This is a genomic window from Microbacterium sp. LB12, from assembly GCF_037150835.1.
GTDB lineage: Bacteria > Actinomycetota > Actinomycetes > Actinomycetales > Microbacteriaceae > Microbacterium.
Map to the genome: position 1 here is coordinate 1 of NZ_JBBCPF010000002.1, position 19,646 is coordinate 19,646.

Consider the following 19,646-nt stretch of genomic DNA (forward strand, 5'->3'; position numbering starts at 1 on the left):
CGCACGACCTGCTCAGGCGTGTGCCGCTTCCTCGTGTTCGTCATGATGAGACCAGTCTTCCTGCCCGCAGCAGCGAGCATCAAGACGACTCACACAACGACTGGACCTACATCACGGGGTCGGCCCAGGTCGTCAGGCGGAAGAAGCGATGCGCATCCTTGGACTCAGTGATCTCGGCGCGAAGTGTCGCGGGAGAAAGATCATGGGGCCGCACGCTCTGTTCCCCGTCGACGAGCAGGAGCTGATGCTTGCTGCGAGCCTTGATCCAGTCGAGCTGGGTGTAGCGCGGGTCGTCCCTTCCGAACAGAGTCTCGTTGATCTCGCGGAACTTCTTGTTCTGCACCCCCGACGCCTGATTGGCTCGCTGCCCGAGCCGGTGGGTTTCGTCGACGAGAACGAGGTCATAATCCTCGTCCGATTCGCCGAGTTGAAATGGCGACATCACCATTGCAGCGTCAAGCTTGGGCGTCTTCTTGAACACCTTTTTCACCGACATCCGCAGAGACTGTTGCGGGATCACGAGCGCCATACGAAGTGACTTGAGCCGCTCGCGATTCTCAGGGACGAAGAACTCCGAGAACATTGAGTCCGGTTCGACGCCGTCGCGGTCGTCGTAATCGCGGATGTCGGCGAGCAGCTTCATCAGGAAGATCGCGATGATCGTCTTCCCTGTTCCCGGGTTGCCCTGCACGACGAGGGTTGATCGAGCGCCGGGGTTGTGAAGATCTTCGAGTAGTCCCTCCAGGATGTCCATGATTGCGATGCCCTGGTCATCCGTCAGAGCTTTGAAGGGTGAGAGCTTGAACAGGTCGGAGTTTTCGATCTGCGGAATGCTTCGCGAGAAGAGACCCTCTGCTCGGAGCGCCTCGAACACATCACGGAAAGACTCGCGATAGAGGTCGCGGTCGTAGTACTGCGCGTCCGTCAGCCCGTCGTTGCCGTTGAGGATGCGATATCGACCGTCGCCCGAAAACCATCGGATGAGATGCGATTCGAGGTCGAGACAGACTGACTTGTTGAACGTGTGATCCACGACCACGCGGATCGACTCCAGGGATTCGTTCTTCTTTGAGCCGGCGAGGTGCTGACGCAGGCGGGTAGCGGCGCTCACTGTTTCACCGACATAGAGCCCGGGCGAGCTGCGCTGGGCGTCGCCTTCGATGACGTAGACGACGGGCCAGTTGGTGTGCCGGGTATCGTCGCGCGCCCACATGTCGACGGCGTCACGACGGAACGGAAGCTGTTGAATGCTGAACTCTGTCACTCTGGAGCCTCGGAAAGCTTGGTGTACTTCGTCATCCGGCCCTTGGAGAGCTCGACGGGGTACTTCGCCTCCGTTGACTCCAATTTCTTCATGACGATCTCGTCCAAGTCAACGCCGATCTTGTTCGCGAGGTGAATACAGTAGGTGACGACATCGGCGAGCTCCGCTTCGACCTGTTCCTGGTCGAAGTCCGGGGACCACTGGAAGCACTCGAGGAGCTCGCCAGCCTCGATCGAGATGCTCTTGGCGAGGTTCTCCGGCGAGTGGAACTGGTCCCAGTCCCTTTCGGCGACGAAGGCGCGAAGGGCGGCGATGGTCTGCGGCGACAGCATGATGCGACGCTAGCAGCAGCTTGTCCAGCTCGCCTCGGACGGGAGTGGGACCGGGACGTCGATTCCCTGTTAGCGTGCTTGCGGAGGCATCCCCGTGAGTCAGAGCCGCATTATCGAGGTCGTTGCTGCCGTTGTGGAGCGTGAGGCCCTCATTCTTACTTGTCGTCGCCGTGCGGAGAAAGCGGCTGGAGGCAAATGGGAGTTTCCGGGCGGGAAAGTTGAACCGGGTGAGACGCACGCTGACGCTCTTGTGCGAGAGATTCAGGAAGAACTCGGCGCCTCGATCGAAATTACGGGCATGCTTCGGACTGATGACACTGCCGTGGGTGAAGAAGTCATCCGGCTTACCTGCTTTCGCGCTCGTTTGCTCGGTGAGCCCCCGACAGAGAGTCTCGACCACGATGAGCTCCGCTGGATTGGCGCTCGTGAGTTGCCAAACCTGGAGTGGGCTACTCCTGATTTGCCAGCGGTTAGAGAGTTGGCGCGCACTGCGGCTACTCGATGACCAGGAATCCCTCTTCAGCGCGAACGATCAGAGTGATTCCCAATTCAGAGAGCAAGGCCTCCAGATGAGCAATCGGCCGACTGGGCAAGAGAATGACTGGAGCAGCGGCGTGGCCTGCCTTGCGAGCTAGCAGCGTGTAGTCCAGGACCTGGCCAATCGCCGTTCGGACGTACCCGCGGGCTGGCGACTTCTTCGCCTCGACGACCCAGCCCGATTCTTCGATGAACAAGTCGGGCTCTACCGTGACGCCTGCGGAGTCCAGACGCAGGCGTTGCGGAGTTTCGCCCCGATCGGTGATCCATCTTCCGAAATCTCTCTGCAACTCGAACTCGATTCGGGATGCGACACGTTCCGTGGGCGCCAGTGGAGCACCAACCACGTAGGAAGACGATTGGGGAGGAGTCCATGCGAGAACCTGCGCGTCGCCCACGAGGGGCTCGGATCGAACATCGAGCGCCTCGGCGTCGGCATTGACTGGGACGAGATTGAAAATGATGCCTTCGCGGAGGTCCCCCTTCGAGTCAGGAATCATTTCGATTCTGAACGCCGGGTCGCCGGTCGTGAATTCCCCCACGTAGGTGACGAACTTGCCTCGCTTGGTGAAGAGCCGAATTGGGCGGCCTCTTTGAGCGGCGTCGCGAAGTGCGGCATTCCCACGAGCGAACACCTGCGATCCGTACTGCCCCTCACCCGTGTAATGGAACGATCCGTCTTCCTGAAGCCCTTCGAAGGTGTCGTACCCATGCCTCGCGCCGCTCTCCGGGCTCGTGATAACCAGGATGTCGGGGATCGACTTGGGAGTGATGATCCCTCCCTGTTGTTGGCCTCCGTATGCGGCATGGACCTCTCGGCGCAACACCGTGTCACCGGGCTCCAGCGTCCAGAGCGTTGGGTCGATTGCTCGCAACGGGTTTGCAAACTCGGTCCGCACGGCTTCGGCCCCCGAGTCCTCAAGCTCCCAACGGGTGACGCCTTCAGGAAGCGTTCCGTAGAGATCTCGGAGGAAGCCGCGGATGCGCTTCTGATCGATGTTGAGTTCGAGCGAGAGTTGGGCCGGGGTCGTGGTGCTCACGCGACGCAGCATATCGATATGCCGCATTTATCGACCCTCGCTGGTGAGGCCCCGCGCTTGCTATGCCGCGCACCCTGAACCCTCCGCCGGCTTCCGCTATCGTCTTGATGAATACGTGTTCAACGAAGAACGGAGTGACGGTGGAGTTTTCAGAGCGTCTCGATTCCCTCGCGACGAAGGTGAAGAACCAGGCGACGGCGATCGGGACCGAGGAGGCGACGAAGAATGCGTTCGTCATGCCGTTCATCTCGACGATTCTTGGCTACGACGTCTTCGACCCGCTGGAGGTCGTGCCCGAGTTCACGGCCGATGTCGGCACGAAGAAGGGGGAGAAGATTGACTACGCCATCATGCGCGACAGTGAAGTCCAGATCCTCATCGAGTGCAAGCCGTCGATGGGCTCGCTCAAGATCGAGCACGCTTCCCAGCTCTTCCGCTACTTTGCGGTGACGAACGCGCGCATCGCAGTGCTGACGAATGGCGTTGTTTGGCATTTCTACACGGACCTCGATGCTCCGAACCGGATGGATGCAAAGCCGTTCCTCGTCCTCGATCTGCTCGACATCGATGAGACCCTGATTCCGGAAATTCAGAAGCTGAGTAAGGAGAGTTTCGACCTCGACTCGATCATCAGCGCGGCGGAGGAGCTCAAGTACATCGGTGCCCTCAAGCGAGAGATCGCGAGCCAGTTCCGCGAACCGACGGACGAGTGGATCAAGTTCTTCGCAACGCGCGTGTACGAAGGTTCCTACACGCAGAAGGTTCGTCAGCAGTTCACGGGGCTGGTCGGTAAGGCGGCACATCAGTTCCTGAATGAGCGAGTGAACGATCGTCTGAAGACTGCCCTCGGCGTGAGCGGAATCACGCACACTTCGGACCTGTCGCCGGCAACGAGTGCAGAGGTCGCGGAAGCGGACCTCGATCGCGACACCGAGATCGAGACCACTCTTGAAGAGCTCGAGGGCTACCAGATCGTGAAGGCGATCGCCTGTGGCGAGGTTAAGCCGCAGCGCGTCACGCATCGCGACGCCAAGAGCTACTTCGCCGTGCTGATCGATGACAACAACCGGAAGCCCGTAGCGCGCCTTCACTTCAACGGGAAGCAGAAGTACCTCGGGCTGTTGGATGAGGACAAGGTCGAGACGCGCCACGCGATCGAGGAGCTCGACGAGATCTACTCGCACGCTGAAGGCATCCGCGAGGCAGTTCGCCGGTACAAGGACTAGCCCGCAGAAGCAGGCATCGTGAGTGCGAGCGTGAACGGCACAATCTTGATGCTTGCGCTTTGGTGGACGACGGGTGGCGAAGCTCAGATCAAGCGTCTCGCTTATGCTCCTCGGACCCGTCAGTCGCAGGCGATCCCGTCGCCGTCTCGATCGAGGTCATAGACGTCAGGGCCGACGACCCGCAGGGGTCCGCGGACGTAGGCCGGGCCGTTGCCACTTCCTCCCGCGCAGTCGACATCCGAGGCGATCGGCACACATACCCCGGCGTAACTGGAATGGCATTCGGCTGCAGGCTGAGCGAGCGGCACCGGCGCGGGCGCGACCGGTGCGGGCTGGCGTGTTCCGATCGAAGTGACCTCTGCCACCGGTGCCAGGGTCACAGTCTCACTCACGACATCGCGCGAGGCCTCCACCCCGTCGATGTATGTCACGCGATACGTCGTGACCTTGGTGCCCGCCACCCCGGGGGTCGTGATCACAGTCTGCCCGACGTCGATTTGCGCGTCGGCGACCGTGGTGCGATCGAAAGGGATGGGCGTCGACTCGTCGATGTCCGCGAACGTGGTCGGTTTCGGTGAAGGGGTAGGTGTCGGCGTCTGTGTCGCGACAAACGGGCTCGCCTCCGACGACGAGGGCGCCGCATCCGAGCCCGGACCGCCGAGCGCGGCATTCGCCCCTGTGCCGACGAACATCAACGCGAAGGCGATGCCGAGCGCGGCCCAGCCGGCACCGCGCGAGCGCACACGGAAGAGTACGGCCGAGCCGCGCACGATCGCGTAGACCGCGACGAAGAAGAGGAAGCACCCGGCGAGAAGGAGGAGCACACCGAGGCTGCGAGTGAGCAGTGTGATCGCCAGAACCACAGCTCCCACGATGAGAACCACCCTAAGCTTCGATGACGACTTCGCCTGGGCGGGTGCCACTGCCGTGGCCGCCATCGGTGCGCTATCCAGCGGGGCTGTATTGGCCGTCCATTGATCGCCATCCCACCAGCGCTGCTGTGCGGGCTGCTGGGGATCGGGGTACCACCCCTGGGGTGCTGCTTGAGGCATCGTTGCCGTCCTTGTACTCGGGTCCTCGCCGAACACTATCGATTTTCCTGACGTGGGTGGGTAACGAAGACAGCGGCAGCCAGGGTTGTCACTGCTCCGCTACTCTCAGGAGCGATCGGGCGCGGGGCTCGGCGGCGCGCAGTGAGGACGATCGATGGCGGAGAACGATGTTCAGTATGAGACGAAGGACGTCCACGCCCTCCGCGGCACGGAGGATCGCGCACGCGCGAAAGCCGAGGCTGACGGGTGGGAGTTCGTCGAGATCAAGGCACGCTCCGCGATTCGCTCGACGATGACGTTCCGTCGCCCGAAGAAGAGGATCTCTCTCAAGGCATGGATCATCGGGGGTGCCGCCGCGGCTGTTCTCGTGGGCATCATCGTCACCGGCGCGGCGCTCGAACGAGCCAATGCGCCGGAGGTCCTGGCGACGCCGACCCCGACCGTGCAGATCGAACGGGTGGCGACGTCATCACCCGAACCGACCGCTGCAACGGTGCCGACCGACACGGCTGTCGATGACGCCGAGGTGCTGGCGGCGTTCAACGAGTTCTTCGCGGAACGCGCCACCGCCGGCGTAATGCTCGGCAAGGCGGTCACCGAGGTGACGTTCGCCGACGGCGTCGTGCGCGTCACCTTCGATCCCGCCGCCGCGGGCGTCACGCAGCAGGACTTCGACGCCTTTAACCCGTTCGAGAACCTCGCGAATTTCGCCGCGACACCCGTCGCGTTCAACAACGAGCTCGGAAACAGGGTGCGTCCCGCGATCGACTCGATCGAGACTCTGCGTGCCGACGGAGTGCCGCTCGGCACTTACTCACGTGCCGACATCCTCGCTCTCAACGAGCTCGAGAAGTAGGTCGCCCCGACCGCCCCGCCCGCACCCGCAACCCGAACGCGACCGCCGCCAGCGCGATCACCACAACCCCGTACCCCACACAAACCGCCTCGAGTCCGACGACCCCGACCAACGCTCCCGCGATCACCGCGGGCACGCCGAACGCCAGGTATGCCAGCACGTACAGCACGGCGAAGGTATCGGCGCGCTGTGTCGCCGGGATACGCGGTGCCAGTGACGCGACAACTCCCGAGAACGCGGTGCCGAAGCCCATCCCGGTGACCGCCGCAGCGACGAGGTAGAACGGCAGCGACCCGAGGCCGAGCGCGACCAGCGAGAGCAGCGTCCCGATCGCGAGCGCCGATGTGCCGAACAGCACCATCGACCGCGCCGCGATCCGACGCAGCACGAACGCGGTCAGCGCCCCGACCCCGGCGAGCAGCACCACGCCGAGACCCTGCCACACGTGCGCTTGCCCGCCGAGCTCCCCGTGCACGATGTTCGCACCGAGCGACAGGAACAGTCCGCCCGTCGCCCACCCGGCGATCACGGCCGGCGCCCCACGCCAGAAGTCGGTCCGGATCGCCGACGGAATCGATAGCCGGAAGCTCAGCGACGCCCACACCCCCGGCTTCCGTGGCGCCGTCTCGGGCACCAGGACGAACAGTGCCGCGAGCACGATGTAGGCCGAGGTGAGGGGCGCGAACACATCGAGCAGCGCCTCGCCGCTCACGTCGAGCATCACTCCCGACACGAGTGCCCCGAGCGCCAGACCGATCCCCGGGCTGAGCGCGTTCCACAACGCCGCGACCCCCGCGCGCCCGCCCGGTGCGAAGTCGAGCACGGTCGCCGACAGCGCCGAGATGAGCAGACCACTCGCGACGCCCTGCAGGATGCGCGCGAGGAACAGCATCGCAACGGCATCCGCGTGCCAGAACAGGAACATGCTGCCCGCCAGCAGCAGCAGACCCGCGATCACCACGGGCCGACGGCCGACATGGTCGGATAGTGAGCCAGCCGTCAGCAGCGTGAGCAGCAGTGCGACGGCGTAGACCGCGAACACCGCGCTGATCACCACGGGCGCGAACCCGATGTCGTGTGCGAGCACCGGATAGAACGGCGATGGCGCGCTCGCCCCGACCATCATCAGGATCTGCGTCACGATCGCGAGGACGAACCCGAACCGGGTACGGGACGGCGTGCTCGTCGAACGGGGCGTGACGGCCGAGGGACGAACGATCGGCTCGGTGGTGGTCATGGCAGCTCCTCGTAAGGTTCGAGAATCATCGAACTATCGGAGCGTACTCGCCATCCATCAATTGTTCAACTATTATCGAACCATGCCCGGCGATCTTCCGCACCCCGAGCGCTCCGAGATCCAACTCACCGACGTGCTCTTCGCGCTCAGCGACCCCGAGCGCCTCGCGATCACGCGCCAGCTCGCCGATGGCCCCCTCGACATGGCCGCCTGTCACGCCACCGACCCGAACCTGCCGAAGTCGACCAAGTCGCACTTCATGAAGGTGCTCCGCGAGGCGGGCGTCATCCGTAACGAACCCAACGGGCGTCGACGGATGCTGACGCTCCGGCGCGACGACCTCGATGCACTCTTCCCGGGGCTGTTGGATTCGGTGCTGCGCTAGTCGGTCGGCCGCTTGGGCGGGACGCTGCCTTGAGAGTGGTGGACGCCAGCCATCCGATAGATTCGCGGCATGACCGTCGCGCATGCCGTCACTGATCAGGGTGGGTATCAGATCGACGCGGACGACCTCGATTTCCTGAAGATCTCGGACGCCGAGTTCGCTTCCTGGGCGAGCGGTGACGCACCACTGCGGGTGTCTCACGATGACTATCGGTACCTGTGCAAGACGCTCTTCCAGGCCTTGGAGAAAGAGGGGATAGACGACGCGGACGTGCGCCTGCAGGGCAGCGCGGCTCGGTTCTTCTCCTCGCCTTTGAAGCCGATGCTGTACAGCAGGGCGGAGCTCGTCCGAGAGTTCCTCAGTCACTATCGGCGGATGCCGAGTGACTACGAGGCGGATCGGATGGAGCAGCATCTCGCATCGCGGTGGAGTGCGCCGGGGCCGACTCAGCGGCCGTTCGATGCGCTGTTCGTGATCGGTGCTGCGGCGGAAGCCAGCGATCTCGACTTTCAGATCTCCAGTCATGCCGCACGGTCGATGATCGAGGCGATGGCGAACGACCTCGGTCTCTCGCTCACCGACATCCACGCCGCGCACCCGCACTACAACTTCTTCAGGAAGGAGCTGACAGAGACGAAGTTCGTGCATCTCAGCCTCTGGAGGACGCGCGCAGCGGAGCTCATCCGGCGGCCGGTGTCGATCGCGATCTTCGATGGCGATGGTCCGCCGATGTCCTCCGGGGCCGTGTCGAGTCATTTCCAGTCGTCCGATTGGATGGTGGAGGAATGACCGGTGGCAGGGCCTTGGAGGTCGTGCCCGGGCGGTTCAGCCGGTCGACCGTTGCCATCCGAGTGGATCAGGCAGCCGCGCGCATCCGCGCCGACCTCGCGACGGGGCGAGGCTCCCTCGTCGTGGATGAGACCGACAGCAGCTCCGGAGTCCTTCGCGACATGATGGCCGAACTCGGCATCCCGCGGGCCCGGCGCTGGAATGCCGACCTGATCGAGAACCCGCGAGGCGCGTCCCGACGGGTGGCGGAGGAATCGAGGTTCCCATCGGCGGTCGCGGACCGTCACCTCGCGCAATCGCTGGCTGAGATGTCGACGGATCGGCCGCCTGTCGTGCTGATCGTCAATCCAGCCGAGGACTCCCCGGCGGCGGTCGATGCGGCGACGCTGGGCGCGGACGTCTACCTGCTTCCGCGCCGACGTACCTCGTTGCCCGAGGAGATCGGCGCCGTCGTCCCGTGGCGGCGCGCCATCGACCTCACGCCGCTCTTGGTCGCAGTGAAGCCCCGAGATGCAGCGGAGTGGCGTCGTGAGTACCGTCGCGCAGTCCCTGTCGACAACCAGACCGTCCTCACGCCTCCCGCCGTCCTGGCGCGCAATCGGGTGGTGCACGGCGTGGCTACTGCGGTGATTCCAGAGACGCCGGAGTCTCGCCGACACCGCCATCGCGGTGGCCGGCTGACGCTCGCGACGATACCGATCGATGTGGTCCTCGCCGCGGAACCCGACGAGTCGTCGGTGGCCAAGCGCTTGGGGCTATCGATGGCGTCGCTCCGGGACTCGGATGAGTGGGTGATCGGCGGAACGATGATCGGTCACGATCGAGCGCTACAGGTGACCCGCGGCGATGCCGAGGATCTGCTCAACGTGCAGCTGGTCTGGGGTGGGCCGGATCCTCGAGCCCACGACATCATCCGCATCGAAGGCAAGCTGACCGAGATCCTCGGCGTGGAGTGAGCCTGCACCTGCCTTAGCCCATTTCGGCACGGAGGGCGATGTGCGCATCGCAAAGCCAAACCGATTGACAAATATGCAAGCAAACGTCCGCGCGTGGCATGCACGTTGCTCCCAGATTTGGAGTGGATGCCGCGGCGGGCGGATACTTCTCGCATCCGCGCCGCCCCGACACTGCACCGGAATCGACATGCAGACCCCCACTTCCCTCGCGTCAGGAACGACCATCGCCGTCATCGGTGCCGGTCGTCTCGGACGCGTGCTCGCGCAGGCTTTGCGGGCCTCCGGCATCGAGGTGCAGGGTCCGCTCGGGCGTGATGGCCGGATCCCGGACGTCGACATCATCGTGCTGTGCGTGCCGGATGCCAGCATCGTCGAGGTCGCCGCGGCGGCCCGCCCGCATGCACGATTCCTCGGACATGTCTCGGGCGCCTCGCCGCTCGCCGACGTCGACTTCAGCATCCACCCGCTGCAGACCTTCACCGGCGCCGAGTCTCCCGAAGCGTTCCACGGCATCGGTGCCGCCATCGCGGGACGCACCGACGAGGCCCTGGCGATCGCGGAACAGCTCGCCTGTGTGCTCGGGGCCCGCCCGTTCCGGATTGACGATGCCCATCGTGCGAGCTATCACGCCGCCGCCTCCTTCTCGTCGAACTTTGTCCTCGCCGTGCTCGACGCCGCAGAGCAGCTGGCCGCGGCCGCGGGTATCGGCGCCGAAGATGCCAGGACGCTTTTCGCACCGCTCGTGCGCCGGACGGTCGACAACTGGGCGGAGCATGGAGCGGACGCCGTGCTCACCGGGCCGATTGCTCGCGGCGACGAGGCGACGGTCGCGCGGCAGCGGGCGGCGGCCGAGCAGCTCGACCTCCAGGAGCTGTTCGACAGCCTCGCCCTGGCCACGCGTGCGATCGCGGCCCGTTCTTTTGCAGGTATCGCCGAGTCGCAGGAGAGCCGAGCATGAGAATCCTCCGTACCATCCCCGAGGTCCGCGCCGCCGTCCGTACGGCACGCTCGACGGGCGCGACCGTCGGCCTCGTCCCCACCATGGGCGCTTTCCACGACGGACACCTCTCCCTCATGCGTGCGGCGCGCGCCGCATCCGACCTCGTCGTCGTGTCGTTGTTCGTCAATCCGACGCAGTTCGGGGCGAACGAAGACCTCAGCACCTACCCGCGCGATGAGGCTCGCGACGCGGCGCTCGCCGAGGCGGAAGGCGTTGACATCCTCTTCGCACCCACCGCGTCCGAGATCTACCCCGACGGATTCGCGACGAACATCCACGTCGCGGGACTCACCGACGTGCTCGACGGTTCCAGCCGCGGCGCCCACCACTTCGACGGCGTCGCGACTGTCGTCACGAAACTGTTCGGCATCGTGCGTCCGGATGCGGCGTACTTCGGGCAGAAGGATGCGCAACAGGTGCTGGTCGTGCGCCGCGTCGTGCGCGATCTCGACCTCGACGTGCGCATCGTCGCGTGTCCGATCGTGCGCGAGGCTGACGGACTCGCCATGAGCTCGCGGAACGTCTACCTCGATGCGGGCGCGCGGGCACAAGCCACGGCGCTCAACCGCGCGCTCGATGCGGCGGAGCAGGTGTTCGAGGCCGGCGCGCGCGACACGGGAAGCATCCTCACTGCCGCGCGCCGCGTGCTCGGCGACGCCGGAATCGATCCGGAGTACCTCGAGCTCCGTGACGCCGCGACGCTGAGGCCGGTGGCCCGCGTCGATGGCGACGCACTCCTGGCCGTCGCCGCGCATGTCGGCGCAGCACGGCTGATCGACAATCACCTTCTGAGCGTCGCCGCCGCGTCGCCACTCGCTGATGAGAGGGATGACGTCTGATGCGACCCCCTATGACGAAAACCCACGGACTCCGGACCGAGACTCCCGCATGAGCGCGCAGCAGGCTCCGCGCCGGCGGGTCACGCTCGCTTCTCTCGTCGCGAAGAAGAAGGGCAGCGAGCCCATCGTCATGGTCACCGCCTACGACCATCCCGGGGCGCAGATCGTCGAGGCGGCAGGGGTCGACGTCGTGCTCGTGGGCGACTCCGCCGCGATGACCGTGCTCGGCTACGACAGCACCGTGCCGGTCACGGTGGACGAGATGCTCATGCTCACGAAGGCGGTGCGCCGCGGGCTGTCGGTCCCGTTGCTCGTGGGCGATCTGCCGTTCGGATCCTACGAGGCCTCCGATGAGCTCGCGGTCGCGACAGCGCAGCGCTTCGTCAAGGAGGCGGGCTGCGACCTGGTGAAGATCGAGCGCGGCGGGACCACCGTCGACCGCGCGCGGGCGCTCGTGCAGGCGGGCATCCCGGTGGTCGGACACGTCGGGCTCACCCCGCAGACCGCCACCGCGCTCGGCGGCTATCGCGCGCAGGGCCGCACGGCCGACGCCGCACTCGCTGTGATCGACGACGCCCTCGCCCTGCAGGAGGCGGGATGCTCGATGCTCGTCGTGGAGGCGGTGCCGCCTGACGTGACCGCGCTGCTCGTCTCGCAGCTGGAGATTCCCGTCATCGGGATCGGCGCGGGGGCCGATGCCGACGGACAGGTGCTCGTGTTCCACGATCTCCTCGGCATCTATGACGGCGGTGCGGCGAAGTTCGTGAAGCGCTACGCCGATCTGCGGACAGCGGCCATCGCCGGGGTCGAGACCTACGTGTCGGACGTGCGTGGTGGGATGTACCCGTCCGTCGAGCACGGGTACGCAATGGCGGACGGCGAGGCGGAACGACTCCGTGGGTTGCTCGCCGGGCGCTGATGCGTGTTGTCTATAAATTCGAAACTGCATGGAAACGACGCTAGGCGAGATCTCTCGACATTTCGCGGAATGTTGGAATCCAATGGGAACAAAGCTTCGAATCTCGCATCGCTCTCAGGTTAGAATGAAGCATGACGAAATTGACCGGGCTGCACGAGGCGATGAACCGCCTCGACGATGCCTGGTCGAGCGCAGCCGACTCCGCGGATCTCTCTCGCACGCAGCTGATCGCCGTCAATGATGCGATCGGTCTGCTGCAGCGTCGGCTGGACGCCGTGCACGTCGAGATCGCTGCCGGCATCTCGCACGAGTCGCGCCCCGAACTCGGCGCCGACAGTCTCGCCAAGCAGCAGGGCTTTCGCACGCCAGCCAAGCTCATCGCCGCGACGACCGGAGTCTCCACCGGCGATGCGCTGCGGCTGGTCAAGGTCGGCGAGGCCACTGCGCCGCGCAGCGACCTGATCGGGGCGCGGCTTCCGGCGCGCTATCCGCTCGTGCGCGAGGCCCTCGCCGCAGGAGCCCTCAGCGCGCAGGTCGCGGCGCTCATCATCGGCCTACTCGAACGGTGTCGCGTTGCTGCGGGAGTCGAGCGAATCGCCGAGGGCGAGCGCACACTGACGGCGGCGGCGGAAGGGTTGGCGCTCGACGACGTGCGCAAGCTGCTCCTGCGGGCTGAGGCCTGGCTCGATCCCGACGGCGTCGAGCCGCGGGCGGAAGAACAGCGCGGACGGCGATCGCTCACCATCTTCGAGCGTGACGGCATGGTGCACCTCAACGCGCAGCTCGACGCCGAGACCGCCGCACCCGTCGTGACAGCGCTCCGCGGCTATGTCAGTGCAGCTTTCGCAGCACGGAACGAGGCCCCCGATGCACAGTCGCCCGACTCGGACCGGCGTTCGGTGGCGATGATCCAGGCCGACGCGCTCGCGGTGTTCTGCTCGCACGTGCTCGGCTGCGAGGCTCGACGCGTCCCGCTGGCCGGCGCGACCGTGGTCGTGCGGGTCTCCCTCGACGACCTGCAGTCCGGCGAGGGATCAGCGACGGTGGACGGTCTCGACCAGGTCGTCGGGGTCAGCGCCGCGCGGCGGATGGCGGCGGGCGGTGGGGTCATTCCGTGCGTGCTCGGCGGAGCGAGCGAGATCCTCGACTGGGGTCGCGAGAAACGTCTCTTCACCCGCGCGCAGAGACTCGCGCTCGTCGAGCGAGACGGCGGTTGCGCCATGTGCGGGTTGCCGCCGGAGATGACGAAAGCGCACCACATCCGCTGGTGGAAACGAGATCACGGGCCGACCGATCTATCCAACGGGATTCTGCTCTGCGAGACCTGCCACCATCGCATCCACGACAACGGGTGGGAGATTCGGATCGACGGTGCAGGAGTCTGCGCGCGGCCGTGGTTCATCCCTCCCCGCTCCGTCGATCCAGAGCGTGTGCCGCGGCTCGGTGGACGGGCGCGGTTCGACATTGCGGCGTGAGCGTCAGGATGCGGGGATGGGCGATACGGGTTCGGCTCGGGCTGTAGGGGTGGGCCGGGATGTGCAGGGATGTGCCGCGTGTGCGTGCTGGTAGGCGCGGATGTGGGTGTGGGTGTGAGGCGAGCGGCTGGTGCGGATGCGGGTGCAGTCGATGCGTCTGTGCGGCGGTTGGCGCGGGTCGTCTCAGCTGCGCCGGGCGAGACTCCGGATGCGGCGGTTGGCGGGGTCGACTCGGCTGCGCCGGGCGAGACTCCGGATGCGACGGTTGGCGGGGTCGACTCAGCTGCGCCGGGCGAGACTCCGGATGCGGCGGGTGGCGCGGGCGGCAAAGTCGTTCAGGCGTCCGCCGGGCCACTCGCGGTGGAGTTCCACGGTGCCATCCGCGGTTGCGGCCAGAGTGCAGGGGTGGCCCGCGAGGAAGGGCGAGCGCCCGGCCCGCGCGAGCACCTCAGGATCGGCGTCGAGCGGGACCTCGAAGGTCCAGCCCGCCCGGCGGACCGTTGCGATGATCGCCCCGCCACCGGAGGCGTCGTCGCGGGAGAACACCTTCACGGGATCGATCGACAGGGCGACGTCGCGGGTGCTGGTGAGCGGAGCGCGCGTGAGTCGGCGCGACACGGCGCCGCCATCCCGCAGGGTCGGCTCGCGCAGGGTCAGCTCCAGGCGATCGTTGCGAAGCTCGCGCCCGGCGACGAGCAGCTTCTCAGGCAGCCCCTCCGCCATCCCCGACGGCAGCGAGACGAGTTCCAGGCCACCCGCGCTCGTCTGCCGGAACACCAGCGCATCCGCGCCGTCGACCACGATGCGCACGCGCACTGTGAGATACAGCCCGCCACCCCGCGACCACCGTGCCTTCGTCACCGTCGCACGGCACTCCATGCCCGCCTCGAACTCGGCGAACCGCAGCAGGTCATCGCGGCGATCGGCGCGCAACAGTGCGGCGCGAATGCGGTGCGGGAACGCGAGCCCGGCATCCACTCCCGGGCCGAACCGCCGCTGCACCAGCGGTACGACGACATCGAGCAGGCGCGCGCGATACTCCGCCGGATACTTCCGCATCCGCTTCCCCGCGAGACGCTTCAAGATCTTCCCGCGGAACCAGTGCCGCAACAGGCGATCCCGCAGTGGGCCGGGCTCCGTGTGGGCCTCGACGACGTCGAGCACGGTCTCCAGATGCGGGAAGTACGTCTCGGGGTCGATCCGCGACGAGCTCGCGCTGCCCGGATGCTTGACCCACGCGTAGCAGGGCTCGCTCGCCAGGATCGAGATCGTCGATGCCGCGAAGTACGCCTGCATCACGAAGAGGTGATCCTCCAGGCGCACGCGCCCCTCCGGGAAGCGGATGCGGTTCTCGCGCAAGAACGCCGTGCGGAAGAGCTTGTGCGGTGTCAGCATCTCCAGCAACGGATCCTCGCCGAGCGCGGCGCGCGGGATGTCACGACGGAAGATCCGACTCGGAAGCTCACGCCCGATCCCCACCTCCCTGCCCACCACGACATCCGACCCGTGCTCGTCCGCATAGTCGCACAGCGCCTCGAGCGCGCCATCGAACAGGTAGTCGTCCTGGTCGACGAACTGCACGTACGTCCCGCGGGCCTCGTCCACGCCGCAGTTGCGGGGCGTGCCCGGCCAGCCCGAATGCGGCAGCGACAACACGCGCACGAACGGGCGTGTGCGCGCGACTTCCGCGAGACGCGACGCCGTCGGCTCGCCCGACCCGTCGTCGCACAGGAGCACCTCGAACGCCGTAGACGCCAGCGACTGCCGATCCAACGACGCGATGAGGTCGTCGAACGACGGCCCCGGTTGGAACACCGGCACGACCACGCTCACCCTGATGTGCTGCGGCCCGCGATGCGCGTGCTCCGACGTGCTCCGCGACGATTCGATCTCAGACATTCGGCCCCCCGGCACTGTGCTCTCCGACAATGCCCACGAGCCAAGCACGACTTCCTGTGCGAGGCACGGGGATTGCGTGGGACCCCGGGCGTGTGCAGGGTCAGAAGAGCAGGCCGGCAAGCGTTGAAAAGGGGAGCCGGGGAAGACCCGCTAGCCGAGCACGAGCCCGATCTCGAACGACCGCCGCCACGGCAGCGTCAGCTCCTCGATGCGCACGTCATCGGCCGGGAGCACGGCTTCCAGCACAGCCGACAGCTCATCGCGGATGACCCGCTCCGCCGTCGCGACCCGCGCATCGTCGGCCATCGGGTAGATGTCGGGGAAGAGCGACGGTCCCGAGTCGGTGCGCACGACGGCCTGATACGCGAAGTCGTCGAGCAGGCGGGTGAGCAGGGCGATCCGTGCGGCCCGAGCGTCGAACGACCCGGTCGCGCGCCCCACGACCCCGGCCGCCGCGACCGCGACCACACTGCCGAGCGTATTGCCGGCCGTGTTCCACCCGCCGAAGGCCTCGAGCCGCCCGAGCAGGCCCGCCTCGGCGAGAGCGCGCACGAGAGCCTCATCGGCACCGTTCGGGTAGCGGACGTCGGCGAGCGCGACGAGTTCGCCGGCATCCAGACGCTCCCGGATCAGAGCGACCGTCCCGGCGACGGCATCCGCGTCCACGGCATCGGGGCGTCCGCGGAACATGTCGTGGCGGTCGGGGTCGGGAGCATGCAGCACCAGCGTCACATCGCCGCCCGCTGCGACCTCGATCGCACCGGCAGCCCTGATCTGGCGGCTCGCCGACGCCGCGAGCGACATGTTCTCGTAGGGAGGGACGCGCTCCATCCCCGCCGCGTCGGCGCAGGCGACCGAGAACGCCGCGGTGACCCCCGCATTCGCGGCCAGCGCCCGAGCGACCAGGGCCGCTCCCACCTCGTCTGCCCCCGGATACATCAGCACATTCCGCCCCGAGGGCAGCATCCGCATCCAATGCCGCAGCCACACCTGCTCCGCGCTGCCGGCCGCGAACGGGGCCGTGTCGTCGGCCGTGATCGCCAGGAAGTCGAGCGTCTCATCCTCGACCAGCGCCAGCGTCGACAGGTTCACGATGTGATTGCGCAGGCGCCGGGCCGAATAGTCGGAGACGATCTCGGCCGGCACCTCCGTCAGCTCCGAGAGCGGCAGCACGTCGGTCTCCGCGAGCAGTCGGTGGGCGTCGCCGCCGAGCGCATGGATCTCCTTGCCGTGCGCCGTCCAGTACTCCGGCTCCTCCGCCGCCGAGTAGGAGTTGCTCGCCCGTGTCACCAGGGACACCGCCGAGATCGGCAGTTCGGGGCGCCGTCGACGCACCTCACGCAGCACATCGAGGCGTTCCAGCACCTCGCGCGTCGTGTCCGCGCTCGTCCGGCTCGCGATGAGTCCGCCGTACAGCAGCATGTCGACCGACACCACGACGTGCACGGTCGCGGGGTCGGCGGCGCGGTCGAGCAGCCAGGAGCCCAGCGCGCCCGTGTCGCCGGCCGCGCGATACGAGGGAAGCACCTCCACGGGCGGCACATCGAGGATGACGCCGGCCACTGCGGCGACATCGCCGGGGAGTCGCACGTTCACCGGCCGGTCGTCGAGCGGGAGCAGGGCGATGCGCGGGCGCGCAGTCGTGTCGGGCACGGGAGGACTGCCTTTCGTCGGGGGGTTCGGGGAGGGCGCGGGCGGGTGTCAGGGACGCGAGATGGACACCAGGTACGAGTATCGGTCGCCGCGGTACACCGATTCGGCGTACTCGATCGGACGGCTGCGGGCGTCGTAGGTGGTGCGCTTCACGAGGAAGGCGGGGGAGAACGGCGGCGTCTGCAGGGCGAGCGCCTGCTCTTCGTCGAGCACGACCGCGTGGATCTCCTGATCCGCGCGCACGGCCGAGATGCCGAAGCGCGTGCGCAGGTCGTCGTACAGCGAGTCGCCGACGATGCCGTCTTCCAGGCCGGGCACCGCGTCGGCGGCGATCGAGCAGACCTCGAGGCAGATCGGGATGTCGTCGGCGGTGCGCACCCGCCGGATGCGGACGACGGGCGACTGCGGGCTGAGGTTCAGCGCGTATCCGGCGGTCTGGCCCGCGGACGCCGTGGTGACGTCGACCGACAGCGACCCGGGACGCATGTTGCGCGTGTGCATGTCCTCGGAGAACGAGGTCAGCTCGAACGTCTTGCTGATGCGGGACGCGCTCACGAACGTGCCGGCGCCCTGCAGGCGGTAGACGAGTCCGTCGCGCTCCAACTCGTCGAGCGCGCGCCGCACGGTCTGCCGGTTGACTTCGAGCGACTCGGCGAGGTCGCGTTCGGTCGGCAGCTTCTCGTGCGGGGCGAGACCCTGCTGGATGACTTCTTCCAGATGCCGCCGCACTCGTTCGTGCTTCGTCACACCCTCGATCGCCGCCATGGCTTCCCCCTCGTTTGGACTAACCCAATCTTGACGATGGCCGCGGGATGTGTCAATGTCTGTTCTCAGCGGTTCCGAATTGGTCTATTCCAATCCTTTTGCAAGGTCAACGATGAGCGGAGATTCCCCATGCACATGAAGCAGCACATGCGACGGCGCGCCCTGGTCGCCGGCGCTCTGGCCACAGCCACGGCCATCGCCCTGACCGGATGCGGCGCGGGCGGCGGCGACGCCGACGGCCCGACCGAGATCACGTTCTCGTACCTGTGGGGCGGTGATGAGGCCAAGGTGCTCGAGGAGATCATCGCCGACTTCAACGCCAGCCAGGACGAGATCGTCGTCAAGGGCGTATCCAGCCCCGACACCCAGAAGCAGCTCACGTCGATGTCGTCCTCGAACGGATCGTTCGACATCTCCGACAACTTCGGCAACACGGTCGGCGCGTGGGCGTCCAAGGGCATCCTCGCGCCGCTCGACGACGCGATCAAGACCGAGAAGATCGACGTCGACGACTTCGTGCCCAGCGCGATGGAGCAGATGACCTACGACGGCAAGATCTACTCGCTGCCGATCGCGATCCACAGCTTCCAGCTGCTCTACAACACGCAGCTGCTCGAGGAAGCGGGAATCACCCCGCCGACCACCATGGACGAGCTCGCCGCCGCGATCCCGAAGCTGACCAAGGTCGACGACTCCGGCAAGATCACGCAGCTCGGCCTGGGCTCCGCCAACGACAGCACCACGCTCACCACCCTCGGCTACGCGTTCGGCGGCACCTGGGACGGCGAGGACGGCCCGACCCCGGCCGACCCCGGCAACCTCGAGGCCCTGCAGTGGTACCAGGACAACGTGATCGAGCCCGTCGGCGCCGAGGCCATGGCGACCTTCGTCTCCGGTCAGGGCGAGTACCTCTCCGCGCAGGATCCGTTCTTCAGCGGCAAGGTCGCGATGATCATCGACGGCGAGTGGCGTTCGGCCAGCGCGGCCAAGGTCGCACCCGACTTCCAGTGGGGTGTCACGGCGATCCCCGCCGCATCGCCCGCGCTCGGGAACAGCACGCAGGTCACCGCCAGCACCCTCTTCATCCCCGCGAACTCGAAGCACAAGGACGAGGCCGCCACGTTCCTCGCCTACCTGGTGAGCAAGGAGCCGATGGAGAAGTTCGCCGTCGCCCTCGGCAACCTCGCCGGCCGCACCTCGCTCGCGGGAAGCCCCGCCTTCGACAGCCTGCAGGACTTCAGCGTGTGGGCCGACGCGGCATCATCGCCGAATGCGAAGTCGCTCTCGAGCCTCCCGTACAGCGCCGAGTACGCGACCGACCTCGCCACCGCCTTCGACGAGGTCGTGCGTCTCACGGCCACCCCCGAGGAGGCCATCGCGACGGTCGAAGAGCGCATGGCCAACTACTCCACGAAGTGATCG

General features: G+C 66.6%; 19 protein-coding genes. 11 read left to right on the forward strand and 8 right to left on the reverse strand.

Translation table 11 applies throughout. The features are described from left to right. Positions 1-106: 106 nt before the first annotated feature. Entirely contained in the window at positions 107-1,264 is a 1,158-nt protein-coding gene (locus tag WFM69_RS04510; protein ID WP_337002115.1) for a DUF2075 domain-containing protein, read from the reverse strand. Further along, a complete protein-coding gene (locus tag WFM69_RS04515; RefSeq protein WP_337002117.1) occupies positions 1,261-1,596 on the reverse strand; it encodes a nucleotide pyrophosphohydrolase in 336 nt (111 codons plus the stop codon). Before WFM69_RS04515 ends, WFM69_RS04510 begins: the two co-directional genes overlap by 4 nt. Before the next feature lie 94 nt (positions 1,597-1,690). On the opposite strand from WFM69_RS04515, the gene WFM69_RS04520 reads away from it, so the two are divergent. Beyond that, entirely contained in the window at positions 1,691-2,101 is a 411-nt protein-coding gene (locus WFM69_RS04520; RefSeq protein ID WP_337002120.1) for a (deoxy)nucleoside triphosphate pyrophosphohydrolase, read from the forward strand. Here WFM69_RS04520 and WFM69_RS04525 read toward each other — a convergent pair. After that, a complete protein-coding gene (locus tag WFM69_RS04525; protein ID WP_337002122.1) occupies positions 2,091-3,173 on the reverse strand; it encodes a hypothetical protein in 1,083 nt (360 codons plus the stop codon). The genes WFM69_RS04520 and WFM69_RS04525 overlap by 11 nt on opposite strands. A 140-nt stretch (positions 3,174-3,313) precedes the next feature. Between WFM69_RS04525 and WFM69_RS04530 the strand changes: the two genes are divergently transcribed. Beyond that, on the forward strand, positions 3,314-4,399 hold the full coding sequence (locus tag WFM69_RS04530; RefSeq protein WP_337003036.1) for a type I restriction endonuclease: 1,086 nt from the start codon (positions 3,314-3,316) through the stop codon (positions 4,397-4,399). A gap of 119 nt (positions 4,400-4,518) precedes the next feature. Here WFM69_RS04530 and WFM69_RS04535 read toward each other — a convergent pair whose 3' ends face one another. Next, a complete protein-coding gene (locus tag WFM69_RS04535) occupies positions 4,519-5,487 on the reverse strand; it encodes a G5 domain-containing protein (RefSeq protein ID WP_337002124.1) in 969 nt (322 codons plus the stop codon). A 118-nt stretch (positions 5,488-5,605) separates the two neighbouring features. Between WFM69_RS04535 and WFM69_RS04540 the strand changes: the two genes are divergently transcribed. Beyond that, complete coding sequence (locus tag WFM69_RS04540; RefSeq protein ID WP_337002126.1) at positions 5,606-6,307, forward strand: hypothetical protein; 702 nt, start codon at positions 5,606-5,608, stop codon at positions 6,305-6,307. Here the strand turns inward: WFM69_RS04540 and WFM69_RS04545 are convergent. After that, a complete protein-coding gene (locus WFM69_RS04545) occupies positions 6,288-7,544 on the reverse strand; it encodes an MFS transporter (RefSeq protein WP_337002128.1) in 1,257 nt (418 codons plus the stop codon). The two genes, WFM69_RS04540 and WFM69_RS04545, sit on opposite strands and share 20 nt — an antisense overlap. An 82-nt stretch (positions 7,545-7,626) precedes the next feature. On the opposite strand from WFM69_RS04545, the gene WFM69_RS04550 reads away from it, so the two are divergent. From WFM69_RS04550 to WFM69_RS04580, 7 genes are all read left to right on the forward strand, one after another. Further along, positions 7,627-7,929, forward strand: a complete 303-nt coding sequence (locus WFM69_RS04550; protein ID WP_337002130.1) for an ArsR/SmtB family transcription factor — start codon at positions 7,627-7,629, stop codon at positions 7,927-7,929. A gap of 69 nt (positions 7,930-7,998) precedes the next feature. Continuing rightward, a complete protein-coding gene (locus WFM69_RS04555) occupies positions 7,999-8,718 on the forward strand; it encodes a hypothetical protein (RefSeq protein ID WP_337002132.1) in 720 nt (239 codons plus the stop codon). Beyond that, positions 8,715-9,674, forward strand: a complete 960-nt coding sequence (locus WFM69_RS04560; RefSeq protein WP_337002134.1) for a hypothetical protein — start codon at positions 8,715-8,717, stop codon at positions 9,672-9,674. The genes WFM69_RS04555 and WFM69_RS04560 overlap by 4 nt, the downstream gene beginning before the upstream one ends. A 187-nt stretch (positions 9,675-9,861) precedes the next feature. Next, positions 9,862-10,632, forward strand: a complete 771-nt coding sequence (locus tag WFM69_RS04565) for a DUF2520 domain-containing protein (RefSeq protein WP_337002136.1) — start codon at positions 9,862-9,864, stop codon at positions 10,630-10,632. Next, the gene (gene panC, locus WFM69_RS04570; protein WP_337002138.1) at positions 10,629-11,513 is read left to right on the forward strand and encodes a pantoate--beta-alanine ligase; all 885 of its coding nucleotides are present in this window, start codon (positions 10,629-10,631) and stop codon (positions 11,511-11,513) included. Before WFM69_RS04565 ends, panC begins: the two co-directional genes overlap by 4 nt. A 49-nt stretch (positions 11,514-11,562) precedes the next feature. Then, positions 11,563-12,432, forward strand: coding sequence for a 3-methyl-2-oxobutanoate hydroxymethyltransferase (gene panB / locus WFM69_RS04575; protein WP_337002140.1), 870 nt, complete (start codon positions 11,563-11,565; stop codon positions 12,430-12,432). A 131-nt stretch (positions 12,433-12,563) separates the two neighbouring features. Then, a complete protein-coding gene (locus WFM69_RS04580) occupies positions 12,564-13,907 on the forward strand; it encodes a DUF222 domain-containing protein (protein WP_337002142.1) in 1,344 nt (447 codons plus the stop codon). Positions 13,908-14,186: 279 nt separating this feature from the next. On the opposite strand, the gene WFM69_RS04585 is transcribed toward WFM69_RS04580, so the two are convergent. From WFM69_RS04585 to WFM69_RS04595, 3 genes are all read right to left on the reverse strand, one after another. Beyond that, positions 14,187-15,806 carry a glycosyltransferase family A protein gene (locus WFM69_RS04585; RefSeq protein ID WP_337002144.1) on the reverse strand — a complete coding sequence of 540 codons (1,620 nt, stop codon included), beginning with the start codon at positions 15,804-15,806 and terminating at the stop codon, positions 14,187-14,189. A gap of 150 nt (positions 15,807-15,956) precedes the next feature. Then, positions 15,957-17,459 carry a DUF4127 family protein gene (locus tag WFM69_RS04590; RefSeq protein ID WP_337002146.1) on the reverse strand — a complete coding sequence of 501 codons (1,503 nt, stop codon included), beginning with the start codon at positions 17,457-17,459 and terminating at the stop codon, positions 15,957-15,959. Between the two features lie 48 nt (positions 17,460-17,507). Next, entirely contained in the window at positions 17,508-18,224 is a 717-nt protein-coding gene (locus WFM69_RS04595) for a GntR family transcriptional regulator (RefSeq protein ID WP_337002150.1), read from the reverse strand. Positions 18,225-18,353: 129 nt separating this feature from the next. Between WFM69_RS04595 and WFM69_RS04600 the strand changes: the two genes are divergently transcribed. After that, the gene (locus tag WFM69_RS04600) at positions 18,354-19,643 is read left to right on the forward strand and encodes an ABC transporter substrate-binding protein (protein WP_337002152.1); all 1,290 of its coding nucleotides are present in this window, start codon (positions 18,354-18,356) and stop codon (positions 19,641-19,643) included. Positions 19,644-19,646 lie beyond the last annotated feature (3 nt).